Below are 15,256 nucleotides of genomic sequence, written 5' to 3'. Positions count from 1 at the left end.
CGGGTTGTTTTTCGGCTTGCCGGAGCAGTGCGTCAAGCGCCTCAGCGGGAGTCTTCCAGCCGAGCGTTTTCCACGGCAGAGGTGGCTTCGGGAATCTGACCAGGTCCGTTGAGTGGTCTTTCCGCCTGTGAGCAGCCACGATGGCTTGGCGAACAGGAGAGAAGATGTCGAGACGACCGCGCCGAAACCACACCCCGGCCTTCAAAGCGAAAGTGGCGCTGGCTGCCATCAAGGGCGAGAAGACGCTCGCCGAACTGGCTCAGTAGTACGACGTCCATGCGAACCAGATCACGACGTGGAAGTCGCAGCTCCTCGACGGAGCCGCCGGCGTGTTCGGCGCCGAGGCGCGACCGGATCCCGAGACGCCACCGATCGACCTGAAGGCTCTCCACGCGAAGATCGGTGAGTTGACGCTGACCAACGATTTTTTAGCCGGAGCGCTCGTGAAGGCCGGCCTTCCGAGCGCAAAGCGATGATCGACCCCGCGCACGAGCTGCCGATCTCGAAACAGGCAAAAGCTCTCGGGATCAGTCGGGGCAGCGTCTACTACGTGCCGAAGCCGGTGCCCGCCGTTGATCGGGCGATCATGCGGCGGATCGACGAGCTTCATCTGAACTATCCGTTCGCAGGCAGCCGGATGACGGCAGCTTTGCTGGCGAACCAGGGCGTCGATGTTGGCCGGCGCCATGTCCGAACTCTGATGAAAAAGATGGGGATCGAGGCGATCTACCGAAAGCCGAATACCTCGAAGCCGGCGGTCGGGCACAAGATCTATCCGTACCTTCTTCGAAAGCTGAAGGTCGAGCGGCCGAACCAGGTCTGGGCGACGGACATTACCTACATCCCGATGGCCAATGGCTTCGTCTATCTCACGGCCGTCGTCGACTGGTTCACCCGGCGCGTCCTGACGTGGCGGTTGTCGATCACGATGGAGGCCGAGTTCTGCGTCGAAGCTCTTCAGGAGGCTCTGGCCCGCTATGGCAAGCCGGAGATCTTCAATACGGATCAGGGCTCGCAGTTCACGTCGGCGGCCTTCACCTCGGTGCTTATCGACGCTGGCGTCGCGATCAGCATGGACGGCAAGGGATCTTGGCGGGACAACGTCTTCGTCGAGCGGCTCTGGCGGTCGGTCAAATACGAGGAGGTCTACCTCCGCGCCTACGCCACGGTCGCCGAGGCCCGCACCTCGATCGGCCGATATCTGGCCTGGTACAACGGGTCACGTCCTCACTCGAGTCTTGACCGGCGGACTCCGGATCAGGCCTATTTCAACAACACGCCGCTCCTCGCGGCAGCATGAACGAGGCGGGAATCCAATTAACGGACCGGGCCTGACTGTTCAAATCAGCGAGACCACCTCTCTACAGCCCTCGCTTGTCGTCGCGGCGCTCTCGACAAGCCGATTATGCTTAATCGAATGCAGTGCAAGTTCTGCGTAAAGCCTAATATGTAGGTTGCCGTTCGCATTTTGTACAATATCTAGCTGTCGCTCAATAAAGACACTGCAGTCAATTGGTGTAACGCCTGCCTGCAATAGGCACTGGTACAAGCAACTCAAAGGGCCAGTGGTCGCATTGGTTCATAAAATCAAAAAATCGGTCGTAAATACTTAGAATTCCAAAGCGACACCTGCCGGCATTGCAACATTTGCTCGATCACAATACACAGCGCGTGTCAATCACCAATTTAGACTTGCAAGGCCGATCTCATGCAGTATAACATATTGCTAAGATACCAACAAAAGCAGACATTTGATAGCAGCTGGGTCTCCACTGCTCGGGCATTTTCAATGGTCTAACACTATCAACCCATGCCTTCGAGGTGATCCGATGTCACCACTCGATACCCTGAGGCTCATTTCTGCGGCAGCTGGCGAACAGGATGCGGTTCTGAGGGGCGGCATCATCCGATTTGTTCTCGAATTGAGCAGAACTGACGACCTCGAGACGATCAAAAAGAACCTCAGGGAGCTGATTGGCGGACACTTCACTTTGGCCCCGCTCGGCGCGCGGCTGCCTCGGTTCCAAGTGCTACAATTCCCGGGCGTACGGCGCACACTCGCTCCGGATCGGCTTTTCGCCGTGGCGGACGCGCTTGTCGACGCCCTCGCGCTGCGTTCTTGCACGCCCGACGTCGGCTCAAGGATCTATGCCGAGCCCGACGCTAGGATTCTCCGCGATCTGACGCCCGAGTCGGTCATCCTCGACACCTTCTGTTGGTCGAGTGCCCCCGCACCAGCCGACAGCAATTGGTCTGTAAAGGCTGTGCGGGCGCCCGAGGCGTGGGCCTGGTCGAATACGCTCGGCGAAGGGATCGTGGTCGCGCAGCCTGATACCGGGGTCGCCGCTCATCCCGAGATCGATCCCGGCGCGCTCAGACTCGACCTCGCCACCAATATCATCGACGGCACTCGAGACCCGACCGATCCGCTGAACCGCAGGACCGCCAATCCCGGCCACGGCACGGCCACCGCCAGCGTCGTCGTCAGCCGGAAGCCGGGACAGGTCACCGGGACGGCGCCAGGCGCCAGCTTGGTCCCGATCCGATGCATCGAGGACGTCAAGATCTTCGATGGAACGCCCGTGGCGGCGGCGGTTCTCCACGGGATCGAAGTCGGGGCCCATGTCATCACCATGAGCCTCGGCGGTCTCCCAAGCATGTCCTTGTCTGCCGCGATCGACGAGGCCGTCCGCGAAGGGATCATCGTTTTGGCCGCGGCCGGCAATTGCGTCGGCTTCGTCGTCTTTCCGGCCGCCTATGACGCGGTCATCGCCGTGGCCGGCGTGGACAGCAACGACCGGCCCTGGAAGGGGTCCAGCGCCGGCGGATCGGTCGCCATCTCCGCGCCCGCCGAGAATGTCTATGTCGCGCGGCGGACGCCGGCGGACCAAGGCGTCGGAACGGTGAGCGGCGGACAGGGGACCTCTTTCGCCGTGGCCACGGTGGCCGGCGTTGCCGCCCTGTGGCTCGCCCATTTCGGCCGCGACGCGGTCATCCGAGAAGCCGACAGCCGCGGCACGACCGTCCAGGCGCTGTTCCGAAGCGCTCTGACGGCTACGGCGCGGCGTCCCGTCCGTTGGAACCCGAACAAATTCGGCGCGGGCATCGTCGACGCCGAAGCGCTTCTGAAACTCGCCCTCTCCGCAATACCGGAGACGGCGGGCATGATCGAGGCGGCACCGCAACCCGGCGCCGAGCCAGGATCGGCCGAGGCCGAGGTGGCGCGCATCTTCGCCAGCGCAGCGGAAGGCGCGATGGAGGGGGAGTTCGATTGGCACCGCTACGGTGCAGAAGCCGCCTATCTGGCTGCGGACCATGTCCGCCGGTCCGGCAGCGCCTCGATCTCGCTGGAAGCCGTGGGACGGCCTCGACCGAGCGATGGCCTGGCTGCCAAGGCGCCGGCCATTCTGAGGCACATGCTGCAGTCCAAGGGCGCCCATCTGGCGTCCCCCATCCCCGCCGAGAGCGTGCGCCGGAACACAGTTCAGATCCTCGGGCGCGATTTTTCGGCAGGGGTGGAATCGACCGAGGCCAGCAGGGCTCATCTCGAGGGCGCGGGCTTGAAGAACCTGATGACGACGGTCGAGCGGTGGGATTCGCTGATGCGCCAAAGTTCGGAGATCTCGAGCGAATCCCACGCGACTCGGCTCGGCCTGTTGGACAACGGCGAACGCGTCGTGAATGAACTTCTCAAGAACGGCGAAGCCAGTCTCGCCCTGGATGATCGGGTCACCCTCGAAGCGCTCGTCCGCCTGAAGGGCCGTCCGGCCTTCAAGGTCACCGATAGCGCCATTGTCATGGACGAAGCCAAGCTCACCGATTGGGGCGGCACGTTCATGCTCGCCGAACAATGGATCAAGCCGCTTGTCCAGGCCGTCGGTCGTATCGACCTGAACCACGACCATGTGGGAACCGGCTTCGTGGTCGGCGACGGCCTCGTCATGACGAACCGGCATGTCCTGGAAGCGATCGCCGACTTGGTTTCGGGTCCGAACGCCCCGGAACAATGGCTCCTGAGGGATGCGGTGACGATCAATTTCGACGACCGCGGTCGCGGCTCCAAGCATCGGTTTGCTGCAAAGTCGGTCGTGGCGGCGGGACCGGACGAGATTGCCCGGCGTGTGGACTTCCGTCATCTCGACATGGCGGTTCTGGAAGTCGGCACCGAAGCGATGGTCGCCGAAGGCAATGCGCGAGCCAAGCTGCCGGCGGCCTTGCCGATCCTTTGCGACGAGGCGGACGGAGAGTCTGCGACCGACGTCCTGGTGGTAGGCTATCCAGCCAGACCGGGTCTCGACGCCTTTATCGACCCTGACACCAAGGAGCACAGCGACGACATACAGAAGAAACTATCGATGATTTTTGGCCTCGACTTCAGCCGAAAGTATTTGAGCCCAGGCCGTATTGTCGATACCGCCGGCTCCTTTGCCGACGACACGAAGAAATGGGTCATGTCGCATGACGCGACCACGCTCGGCGGCAATTCAGGCTCGGTGGTGGTCGCGCTGACCGATGGGCTTCCGGCGCTCGCCTTGCATTTTGCGGGCCGGCCGCTGACCGCCAACTACTGCCACAGCATCGGCGCGGTGAAGGCATCACGCGCTCTCCCCACTGCTTTCGACAAGATCAAGTGCCGCTGAGGCTCGCATGCCGGTCATCGATCAGGATCCGCCGAACTCTGCGGCAGCCTTGGGCGGCAGCCTCAGCGACCGTCTGCTGGCGGCGCTGAAGGGGCGGGTCCTGGTCGCGTCGCGCGAAAATTTCGTCCAGATCTACAACACCTTCGTCGACCGCCGTCCGGGCGATGCTCTGCGCTTCCAGGTGATCGCCGCCCGCCGTCAAAAGCGGCAGCCCATCGCCGACCCGGACGAACGCACGCTCGCCGACATCGAAGCGGCCCTGCAGGAAGCCAAAGACGCCGGTTTTCTGGAGGACTTCATCACCACCTTCGGCGACCGTCTGATCGGCCCTGGCATAACCGGTGGCGGTCTCCTGGAGACGGCGAAGGTGCTGGCGACCGCAGGCAGCCGAGACACCAACGCCCGCGACAGCGTCACCACCAGCCTTCAGGCGATCGTCACGGCCGAACCGTTCCGCAATCCGCTCTTGAGCGCCCAGGGCATGATGATCGCGCGGCGTCGATGCTGCCGCATCGTCGTTCAGGCAGGTCCCGGCAACCGCATCACGGGAAGCGGATTTCTGATCGGCCCGCGTCTTGTCTTGACCAATTGGCACGTCGTCCAGAGCTTGCTGGCCACACGAGCCGGGCCGGCGGTTCCTGCCGGCGCCTTCGAGGCGACACCCGGCAGCGACACTAAACTCTCCGTCGACTTCGACTTCACGGCCGGCCCGAGCGACAGCCAAGGCGGGCCGACGAGCATTCGAGCCTCGCGAGACTGGCTGGTGTGCGCCAGCCCGGCGCATCCGAGCGAGCATGGCGCCCATGAAGGCCAGCCCGGCTGGCCAAACGACCCGAAAGACTTGGCGGGATTCGATGACTTCGCCGTCATCGAACTAGATCGCGCCGTCGGATACGAGCGAGGCTTCTACAATATCGTGGAAATGCCACTGCCTCCCCTCAATGGCCGCATCCTGGTCTTCCACCACCCCGGCACTTTCATGATGCGGCTGTCGACCGGCACGCTTGGCGCGACGCCGCCTATCAGACAGGCGTTCAACTTGCCGGCCGGGTTCGATGCGCGGGTCCTGCACGACGCCAACACCATTGGCGGGTCGTCCGGCGGGTTGGTTTTGAACTGGGACATGCAGCCGGTCGCGCTGCATCAGGCGGGCTTGCGCTACTTTCCGATTGCGTCGGAACATGACGACGCCGGACGGCCGCTTAAGACCGCCGAGATCAACGCGGCCATCCCGATCGAGCGCGTCGTCGCGGTCGCCATGGGCGCGATCCTTGCCCGGATGGGCGAACGCAAGCTCCCGACCTATGTCACCGGGCGCAACAGCCTCGGACTGCTCGAAGCCAAGCCGCTGATCGGGCGACTGGTCCTTCAGGATTCCATTCTCCGGGCCCGGGACGGCAAGGTCCGCATCATCATCGTTCGGCCGGGATTCAGCCAGGCGGACCGACGCGTCCTCTCCAGAGTGGGCAAGAGTTTCACCGCGCGCATTCTCGAAGCGCTGCTTCCGCCCGCCGAGCATCGCGTCGTCTGCGTCAGTGCCGAGCGCTTCCGGAACGACGCTGCGACGACGGCTCGGGCGCTGATTGACGCCGTCGGTGTGGGGAAAGGGGCCACGAGCGTGCCAGCGCCCGCCCCGGCGGCCGCGGGGCCGGCCCAAAACAGCTCGACGGAACTTATCGACCAAGTCAATCCCAGCGCCGGTGCCGTTCGGGATCTCTTCATCCGTGAAGCAGGCAACGGCGTGTTCTGGCTCGTCATCGACGATCTGGAAAAGTTCAACGTGCCCGATACGTCGACACAGGCGTTTCTCGAGCAGCTCTATCGCGAGATTGCCGTGCACCCGCACCTGCGCCTCGTCTTGATCGGCGTCACCGATCCCGACCTAGCGGCCCTGCGCGGCATCGATCCAGAGGCCAAATGGGAGGAACAGCTCGCCTCCCATCTCGATAAGAAGGACGTCGAATCCTGGCTGCGGCGTCGGCTCGACGATCCGTCGCCAGAAATGACCCGAGTCTTCGCCGGTGCCCTCGTCTCGGCATCCTGCCGTCGCACGCCCGAAAGCCCGAGCGTCGCCGTCGCCGACATGATCTCATCCGATGTCGAGCCGGAGTTTTCGCCATGAGCAGCGACGCGGCAGCCCTGAACACCGGCGCGGCGCCCTTGGCACAGGACGACGCGGCATCGATCGCCGATCAGCTCAAATGGCTGGCCGCCTTGCGTGGGTCCTTCGATCCGCTGAACCTGATCGAAGAGGTCGAATCGCTTCAGAAGGGCGAAGGCAGCGCCCGCCTCGCCGACCGCGCCCTCAACCGGCTTTCCCGTTCGGTCGATGAAATCATCAGCGCAGACGGGACTCATTGGCGGCTCAATGCCGATGCCCGCCACGCCGCGCTGGCCGAAATGGTCAAGGCCGGCAAGCTGCGCGCCATGCTGTCGAAGACGCCCGACGATCCGAAAGACCAGTTCGGCCGCCTCCTGCGCAGCGCCTTGCTCGCCAAGGGCGCGCGCGGTGCACCGAAGCGCTTGAGAACGCTCGATCCGGCCGGCCTGATGGACTGGGCGCTCGCGCTCGATTTCGCCGAACGCACCGTCGGTGACCGATCCGCCCCCGGCATCACCAACCCTCGGATCGAGCTGGCGCGCCGCGCCGAAGACGCGCGCCTCGAACATGTCGCGCCACGCGACAAGTTCTTCGGCCGCGCGGAGATCTCGAAAGCCCTGGTCGCCTATGCCCTGGAACGAAAGTTCGAGCCACCGCTGAGGCAGCTCAGCCGCGACCGCAAGGACGCGTCGTTCGTCCGACCTGTGCTCGTCACCGGCATTGGCGGATCGGGGAAGTCGGCCCTCGTCGCCAACCTGGTGAGACGCCTGAAGCGGCTCAACTGGACCGGTTCCGTCGTTGTGACGCTGGATTTCGATCGCCCGTCGCTCGCCTTGGGCGGCGAACGGGAATGGCTGGCCGAAGTGACACGGCAAATCGCCCGGGCGCGACCCGCCCTAGCGGACCGTCTATCCAAGGTCCGTGTCGCAGGACGCCGGATTCTGGAAGAGTACCTCCGCGAATATGGCAGCATGGAGCGTTTGCCGGCCACGCATCAGCTCAATGTCGTCGCGACTATGCGTAACAAGCTCAAGGAGGCGCTGGCGGAGTCCGACCTCAACCATGAACCGCTGATCATCGTCCTGGACACGTTCGAGGAGGTCATGGTTCGGTCGGACATGGGACTGGACGACCAGGCCCTGGAGCGCGAACTGTTCGGCCTCGTGCTCGCCTTTCTCGATTCCCTCGACGATCTGGGCGGCCGAAATGGTCCGCTGTTCGGCTCGGTTCGCGGGATCGTGGCAGGACGCATTCGCCCCTTCAGCGACGACGACCGGCGTCTCGGCCAATGGTTCGACTCGTGGTTCGAAGTGGAGGAACTGGAGCCGGCGGCAGCGGTCCGCCTGCTCCGGGATCGGGCGGGCCCGACTTTGAATCAGAAGCGGGCGCGACAGATTGCCGGAATGTTCCCGCGCTTTCCCCTGGTGCTTATCCTCGTGGCAAGCTTCATCGCCGGAGACAAGGACGCGCCGCTGGAAGACATCCTGGCAGAAGGCGGCCTCGGCCAACTCAATGCCGAACGCGCCACACAGGCCCTCTACAAGCGCTTTCTGGATCGCGTCCCGGAATACAGGGAAACCGATCCCGGCGGGCTGGCGGTCACCGTTCCGCAATCGGACCTCAGGCGCGTGGCCCAGCCCGGACTGGCGCTGCCCTTCATCACGTCGCAATTGATTCAGGAGGTCCTGGCCGACCCCTGCGGCCTGGGCGAGGTCGACCGGAAACGCGCCGGCCTCCTGTTTCGCGGTCTGTCGAAGACGGCCTGGCTGGTCGAGCCCGCGGGGCCCGATCGCGTCAGGCACGTTCCGGCCTTGCGCCGCATCATGCTGCCGATGCTTGCGTCGGATTCCACCGCGGATGCGGACGGGCACCCCATCAAGGCGCGGTTCCGGGCCGTCCATGACGCCGCCGCGCGCTGGTATCGTGAAGGAGGCGCATCTGAGCCGGAAGCTGCCGCGCGCGCCGCCTATCACGATTGCTTCCGGGGCGACGTGACTACCATCAAGGCCGATCCGTTGATGCGCCGCCGGGTGCTTGATCTCGCCGGCGACGATGTGCACTCGATGCCGGCCGAGGCGCGCGCGCTGCTGATCCTGGAGAAGGGAAGGAGCTCCGCCCTGACCAGCGAGGACTTGGCGGTCTTGCCGAGGGACATGCGCCGTCAGGCGGAACTGGAGCGGCGCACCTCACGCACCAAGCGCGGTCTCGTGGATGAACAGCAGCCGCTCAACGTGCAAGGCGCTGGAGCCGAAGCCGTCTCGGCAGCGCCGACGCTCGGCGCCTTGCGCAGTTTCGGCGAGATCCTCAACGACACCGAGGTCGCGTCCGCGGTTGAGACCAGCTTCGCCGCCGCCGATTTCGAAGCCGTTTGCGCTATCGCCTGGCCGAACGTAGCCGCCCTAGCGGCAGCAGCGCAAAGGGCTTTTCTAACGCCGAACTGGAACCACACGAACAATCTGGAAGGGCTCTGGATCTGGAAATGGGCCATCTCGGCGCTCACCACCGGCAACAACCGGGAGGATATCGACCCATGGTGCCGCACCATCGGCAACGCCCCTCTTGAAGCAAGCTTCAGTGGGCCCGGATTTGGCCATTTCACATTGGCCCTAATGATCGCCACCGTAGCCTTGGGACGCGCGCCGAGCTTTCTCGCCCAAGCACCCTATTTCGAGCAAGTTGCTCGCTTTGCCGAACTGGGCAGCAGCGATCAGCCGATCAACACGCTTACCGACGCGAGGCTTCGCCAGTTGCTTCCGCTCTGGACGGGTTTGACGCCGGCTGTGCCGCCACCTTTCAAGCTCTCCGTCGCCGTTGCAAGACTCGTCGGTCTGGCTGTCGGATTTGATCAACGAACGGGGTCACGGAAAACACGATTTGCGCTAGCCGTTATGTTTGATCCGCCTGAGTCCTTGCGCGTCGAGTTGTTGGGCTCAGCCTTCGACACGCAAGGCAGCGGAGATCGGCGCAAGCTGACCGCCTCTAATCTTCTGTCTTTGCTAAGAAACATGGACAGAGGCGAAGCTTTTTTACGCCCTATTCGCGGATACAGCAATCCCGCCGGTTTTGCTTTGCCGTACGAGGCTCGAGTTGGTGATCGACTTCCAGAACCATTGCTTCCCGCATACGGCATTCTGCTGCGAGGCCCGACTCCGGAGCTCTATGACCCAATCCGAACGGCGCTGGTCGATGTCGTCCGCGCTAGCCCCGATACTCTGGTGAATGCGATCGGAAACTGGGAAGGCCGAGCCCTATACTGGCCAGAGGACTTTTCCGCGCCGGTCGTCCAGAATCAAATTTCGAAGTCGCGAAGCGCTGACTTTGCACTCGCCCAGTTGATCGGCGTCCTCGACCTCAATGGCTTGCTCTCGGCTTTCCTCATGACATGCTCCGAGGCCCTGCCGATGGAGCAACGACTTCAGGCTGTCACGCGCGCGTTACGAGTCTACGATAAGTTGCTGCTGGAGCACTTCGACGCGATCGATCTTGTTCCCAGCGGCTTGCGGCGCGATTGGGGCGCCACCCCGAGCAGTCAGTCCTAGGCACATCGCCAGTTTTAAGTGTCATCGTTCAAACCTGGGAGTTCGGTCATGGTCGATCTGTCTGTTCGTCCCCGCCTCGCCGACTTGAGCCGCCTCGGCGGCCCCGCCGAAGTCGAGATCGAGGCCCATCAGGCCGGCATCGAGGATGCGCTCGAGGCACGGCGGTCGCCGCGGCGATCGCCGCCGTCCCGCTTCGACGGTCGGACCGGCTATCACGAAGACTTCCTCGGCTTCACGGTGCCGCTCCCGACGCCCGTCGGGCAGAAGAAGCAAGACGTGCTGGCGGTTGCCGGCAGCGAGAACGGACGGCTCGACTATCAGCACTTCTCGGTGGTCATGAGCCAGGCTCACCGGATCGCGATGTTCGTGGCCGTCAACATCGACGGCGCCCACACGGTCGAGATCGCACGTGAGCGGGACAAGTGGCAGCTGGACGGACGTATTCCCGACGAAGCCCAGATCGGGGAGGATCTCTACGCTGACAATATCCTCGACCGCGGCCACCTCGTGCGCCGCCAGGACCCCGTCTGGGGAACCGATGCGACCGCTCGCATCGCCAACGACGATACGTTTCATTTCACCAACTGCTCCCCGCAGGCCGCCAACTTCAATCAGAAGACTTGGCTCAGCCTGGAAGACTACATCCTTCAGAATGCGCGCGTTCAGGATGCCAAGATCACCGTCTTCACTGGTCCCATCTTCCGGCAGACCGACCGGCTCTATCGAGGGGTCCGAATCCCCCTCGCTTATTGGAAGGTCGTCACCTTCGTCTCCGACGCAGGTCGGCCCTCGACGACTGCCTATATCGTCGATCAGGTTGAGGAACTCCGCGACCTCGAGGCGACCTTTGGCGCGTTCCGGACCTATCAGCGCAGCGTCGCCGCGATCGAGCGCCTCAGCGGGATCTCGTTCAACGGGCTCGCCGATTTCGATGGTTTTTCAAACGAAGAAAAGGCCAGCCGGACCAGTATCGTCGCAGAACTTCGCTCAACGGCAGACGTTAGAGTTTGACGTCTCAAATTGAGACTTTTCAATACCATGTTAGGCACGTGTCTCACTGTACCGTCGCCCTGAACAACTCGTCGCGATCAGCCTCGGCGTTGGCATCCGGTGGCATCAGAGTGTCGTGCATGAGTTTGCGTTTGCGGGTCAGCAAAGCGTCGAGGTTCTCATCAAAAGAGCGATGGGCACCCCCGAGCGTAGCCATCGGCAGATAGACGGTAATAGGTCTGGTCTGCCCAATCCGGTGTACCCGACCGGTGCATTGGTCCTCGACCGCCGGGTTCCACCAGCGCGAGAGATGAATCGCGTGATTGGCGCGCGTAAGCGTCAGGCCAACACCACCCGCCCGCGGCAACAAGAGCCGCGAGACGCTCGCCCGCTTCGAAGGCGATGCCGCCCAATCGCGCCTGTTCGGCTTCGACAAGCTCAACCGCCCGACCTCCATCACCGAGCCGGACGGCGCCGCGACCACCATGGCGCACGGAATCTCGAGCGAGCCGACCGGCCTCTTCGTGGTCACGACCACCGACCCGAACGGCAATATCGCCAAGGTTCACGCCGACGCCTTCAAGAACCAGATCCGCCAGGATCGACTGCTCTCGGGAACCGTGGTCCCGACCCTCTTCACCTTTGACGTGGCCGACCACCTGACCGGCATCACCGATCCGCTCGGTGCCGTCTGGGCCTACAGCTATGACAGCCGCGGCAACCGCGTCCAGGCGATCGATCCCGATCTCGGCACCTGGACCTATGCCTACGATGCCTCCGACCGGATGACCGCGCAGACCGACAGCCGCGGCACGGTCTCGACGCTGACCTATGACGGCCGCGACCGCGTCGTCTCCAAGACGGTCACGCCGACCGTCGGAGCCGCCGTCACCACCACGTCGGTCTTCGACGAGGTGCGCTCCGGCTTCTTCAATATCGGCAAGCTGACCCGCCAGGAGACCTCGGGTCCCAATGGCGGCGCCCGCGCCTGCCACGACTACGACCCGGCCGGACGCAAGGTCTCGGAGCGCTGGTCTCTACCCCCCGCCTCCGGCACGGCCTGCACCGGCTCCTCGGGCGAGGACTTCGCCATCGAGGCGCGTTTCGACGTGGCCGGTCGCCTGCTGGGCAACAGCTATCCGGATGGCGACGCGGTCGGCACGCCCGCCGCGCCCGTCACCTACGACGCCGCCGGCCGGCTCCTGTCGATCCCCGGCCATGTTGCGAACTTCACCTATGATGCCGCCGGCCGCACCCTGCGCGCCACTTACGCCAACGGCGTCACCACCGACTTCACCTATTCGACCGCCCGCGGTTGGCTCGACCGGGTCCTGTCGCCAACGGCGCGACCGTCATCGAGGACAAGACCTACACCCGCGATCCCGGCGGACGCATCACGGAAGGCCGCTCCACCATCGCCAAGGAGGACTGGAACTACGGCTACGACACACTCGACCGGCTGACCAGTGCCACCAATCTCGACGACGGCACGCTCACCCAGAGCTGGACCTTCGACAATGGCGGCAACATCCTCAGCGCGACGAGCGTCGGCAGCTACGTCTATCCCTCGGGCACGGCCCCGCGTCCGCATGCCGCGACCTCCGTCGGCGGCCGGTCGATCAGCTACGATGCCGCCGGCAACACCCTATCGGGGTTGGGCCGCAGCTTCGTCTGGGACGGCGAGAACCGGCCGTCCAGCATCACCAAGGCGGGCGTCACTGTCGCCTTCACCTACGGCCCGGACGGCGAGCGCCTGGCCAAGGCCAAGACCGTCTCCGATCCCGGCTGTACCGGCACCCGCGATGCCGTCACCCTGACCTTCGGGGCCGACCTGGAGCGCGACACGCGCTGGACCTGCGCCTCCGGCACCTGGAGCTCCGCCTTCGAGTGGACCAAATACCCGCACGCCGACGTGAAACGCGTCGGCACCGGCGCGGCGGCCAAGCCCTACTTCCTGCACCGCGACCACCTGAAATCCGTCCGCACCGTCACCGACGGCACGACCGGCGGCACCGCCCAGGTCTCGACCTACCGTCCCTACGGCGACCGCACCCAGACCAACTTCCTCCCCACCGCCCCGGAAGAAGACAAGGGCTTCATCGGCGAGCGCCACGATCCGGAAACGGGTCTCCTCTACCTGCACGCCCGCTATTACGACCCGGTCATCGGGCGCTTCGTCTCGCCGGACACCTGGGACCCGACCAAGCCGGGCGTGGGCACGAACCGGTACGCGTATTCGGACAATGATCCGATCAACAAAAGTGATCCGAATGGGCATTCAACGGGCAATTCCAGTACTGAAACTGAAGAAGATTCTGGAAAATCGAGGAAATCTAATGACAATGTCCAAGTTGCGGGAATGTCAGAGGTTCTTCCGGGTGCTTTGCTTGGCACTGCATATGGGTTTTCTAATGGTTATGTGCCGCAGGGGCGGTTAGCAGGAGCAGTTTTGGGCGCAGTAATCGGAGGTATAAGGGGATATCTCGCGCCAACTCTCGAGGAGGCACCGGCTACGCCTCCGAAAGGTTTTAATCCTAATATTGGAATCCATCACGGTCCGACATCTGGCTCAATGGCCGCATGCGGTCAAAGCTTGCGAGCGTGAAGGCAGCCGCGAAGTCGCGAGCAGCGCTCAGCATGTCGCCGTCGATCGTGCCGGCAGCGAACATCCGGCCGAGCGTGTCGACCACGCGGTGGTGGACGACACGAACGCCATCGGGATCCGCCTCGACAACCTCGCGGGTCACGAGACGTGATGAAGGCTTCGCCGGCCGGTCGATGGTGGCGCGGGCCTTTCGCTTCGATTTTGCGCTCATCGCTGTACCTCCTGCGTGCCGTAGAGCTTGTCGCCGATGGTCCGGACCAGTTCGCGGTCGGCCCAGCCAAGACGGGGGTCGTCGAGTGCGACGACCAGAAGGCCGTGATCCCGCCACCCTGCCGCCTTCACGGCGTCCGGGGCGATCGCGGTCGGGATCATCTGCCCGAGCGCGCAACGCGGCTCACGCGGAGCGCCTGCGAGGGGGCGGCTCATCGCACACCCCCTTCGGTCTCGGTCGCCCAGATCAGAATGGCGATGGCGTCGGCTTCGTTGTCGTCGGCCGGGACGAAGCCATGGGCGCGCACCGCCGCGGTGACGGCGGCCTTGTCGGCATTGCCCTTGCCGGTGATATGCCGCTTGATCGTCCCGACCGGAACACCCTGGTAGGCGATCGACTTGGTCTCGCACCAGGCGGTCAGGGTGGCGAGAAAGCCGCCGTAGATATGGGCGGCGTCAGTCCCGGCATGACGACGAACTTCCTCGAAGTAGAGGGCCGAGATCCCCGGGGCCTGGGCTTCGATCTGGTCGAGCCAGGTCTTGAAGCGCAGGTAGCGCATGCCACCGCCGTCGTAGCGGCTCGGGCGGAACGAGACCGTACCGCTGGCAATGTGGCCGTCGGGCGAGCGCAGTGCCCAACCGGTCGCGCTGCCGAGGTCGAGGGCCAGGACAGCGTGATGGTCGTTCGACAGCCGGCGGGATTGAGCCGTCGGGTCGGTCGCCGAGGTCAGGGATTTCTGCATGGGGAAGGCTCACGGGACTGCGTGGGCCTTCGGCTTTGGTCGTCGCGAGAATAGCTTCAGCGCCCCGAGGTCCGGAAGCCAAAATCAGAAGCGGTAAGGCCGACCGGATCGAAAAGACACAGGCCCGCGCCTCTCCTGTCACCAACCCCTTGGGAGGTTGGTGATAAGAAATACCGTTCTGCGTCAAAGGGTTGATCCGATTGTCACCAACCTCGGCTGTCACCAACCTCTCCAAAGATATCCCTATAGGGGCGTGAACCCCCAAAGCCGGACACCGCCTCCTTCATGCATGTTCGAAAGAGGTTGGTGACAATGGTGACGTTGGTGACAGCGTTGAATTTAATGAGGAAATTTTGTCACCAACCTCGTTTGGAGGTTGGTGACAAACGGGGGGTTGGTGACAGGAGTGAACCGCCCCGGGTTTGCCG

General features: G+C 63.8%; 10 protein-coding genes and 1 pseudogene. 7 read left to right on the top strand and 4 right to left on the bottom strand.

Annotated elements, in window-relative coordinates; all coding sequences use genetic code 11:
- The first annotated feature begins 164 nt into the window (after positions 1-164).
- The 5 genes and pseudogenes from ABB55_RS14395 to ABB55_RS14375 all read left to right on the top strand — a co-directional run bounded on the left by ABB55_RS14395 (position 165) and on the right by ABB55_RS14375 (position 11,291).
- Positions 165-1,300, top strand: a pseudogene (locus ABB55_RS14395) (IS3 family transposase).
- Positions 1,301-1,829: 529 nt separating this feature from the next.
- Positions 1,830-4,640 carry a S8 family serine peptidase gene (locus tag ABB55_RS14390; protein WP_083463630.1) on the top strand — a complete coding sequence of 937 codons (2,811 nt, stop codon included), beginning with the start codon at positions 1,830-1,832 and terminating at the stop codon, positions 4,638-4,640.
- A 7-nt stretch (positions 4,641-4,647) separates the two neighbouring features.
- Complete coding sequence (locus ABB55_RS14385; RefSeq protein ID WP_054359418.1) at positions 4,648-6,762, top strand: trypsin-like serine peptidase; 2,115 nt, start codon at positions 4,648-4,650, stop codon at positions 6,760-6,762.
- Positions 6,759-10,280 (top strand): AAA family ATPase, encoded by a 3,522-nt coding sequence (locus tag ABB55_RS14380; RefSeq protein WP_054359417.1) that lies wholly within the window; start codon positions 6,759-6,761, stop codon positions 10,278-10,280. Before ABB55_RS14385 ends, ABB55_RS14380 begins: the two co-directional genes overlap by 4 nt.
- 48 nt (positions 10,281-10,328) lie before the next feature.
- Positions 10,329-11,291, top strand: coding sequence for a DNA/RNA non-specific endonuclease (locus ABB55_RS14375; protein ID WP_054359416.1), 963 nt, complete (start codon positions 10,329-10,331; stop codon positions 11,289-11,291).
- A gap of 43 nt (positions 11,292-11,334) precedes the next feature.
- Here the strand turns inward: ABB55_RS14375 and ABB55_RS29010 are convergent, their stop codons facing one another.
- Positions 11,335-11,637, bottom strand: a complete 303-nt coding sequence (locus tag ABB55_RS29010; protein WP_244472172.1) for a helicase-related protein — start codon at positions 11,635-11,637, stop codon at positions 11,335-11,337.
- Here ABB55_RS29010 and ABB55_RS30905 point away from each other — a divergent pair.
- Both ABB55_RS30905 and ABB55_RS30900 read left to right on the top strand, forming a co-directional pair.
- On the top strand, positions 11,594-12,733 hold the full coding sequence (locus ABB55_RS30905) for an RHS repeat protein (protein WP_054359415.1): 1,140 nt from the start codon (positions 11,594-11,596) through the stop codon (positions 12,731-12,733). The genes ABB55_RS29010 and ABB55_RS30905 overlap by 44 nt on opposite strands.
- 449 nt (positions 12,734-13,182) lie before the next feature.
- The gene (locus ABB55_RS30900) at positions 13,183-13,875 is read left to right on the top strand and encodes an RHS repeat-associated core domain-containing protein (RefSeq protein WP_244472171.1); all 693 of its coding nucleotides are present in this window, start codon (positions 13,183-13,185) and stop codon (positions 13,873-13,875) included.
- On the opposite strand, the gene ABB55_RS29820 is transcribed toward ABB55_RS30900, so the two are convergent.
- The 3 genes from ABB55_RS29820 to ABB55_RS14350 are packed head-to-tail and all read right to left on the bottom strand — an operon-like array spanning position 13,805 to position 14,828.
- Entirely contained in the window at positions 13,805-14,086 is a 282-nt protein-coding gene (locus tag ABB55_RS29820) for a hypothetical protein (protein WP_054359413.1), read from the bottom strand. The two genes, ABB55_RS30900 and ABB55_RS29820, sit on opposite strands and share 71 nt — an antisense overlap.
- A complete protein-coding gene (locus ABB55_RS14355) occupies positions 14,083-14,301 on the bottom strand; it encodes a hypothetical protein (RefSeq protein WP_054359412.1) in 219 nt (72 codons plus the stop codon). The genes ABB55_RS29820 and ABB55_RS14355 overlap by 4 nt, the downstream gene beginning before the upstream one ends.
- A complete protein-coding gene (locus ABB55_RS14350; protein ID WP_244472039.1) occupies positions 14,298-14,828 on the bottom strand; it encodes a crossover junction endodeoxyribonuclease RuvC in 531 nt (176 codons plus the stop codon). The genes ABB55_RS14355 and ABB55_RS14350 overlap by 4 nt, the downstream gene beginning before the upstream one ends.
- Between the last annotated feature and the right edge of the window lie 428 nt (positions 14,829-15,256).

Origin of the sequence: Prosthecodimorpha hirschii, from assembly GCF_001305515.1 — a bacterium.
In the GTDB taxonomy this organism is placed as follows: domain Bacteria; phylum Pseudomonadota; class Alphaproteobacteria; order Rhizobiales; family Ancalomicrobiaceae; genus Prosthecodimorpha; species Prosthecodimorpha hirschii.
This window is presented reverse-complemented; position numbering and strand designations above follow the sequence as displayed.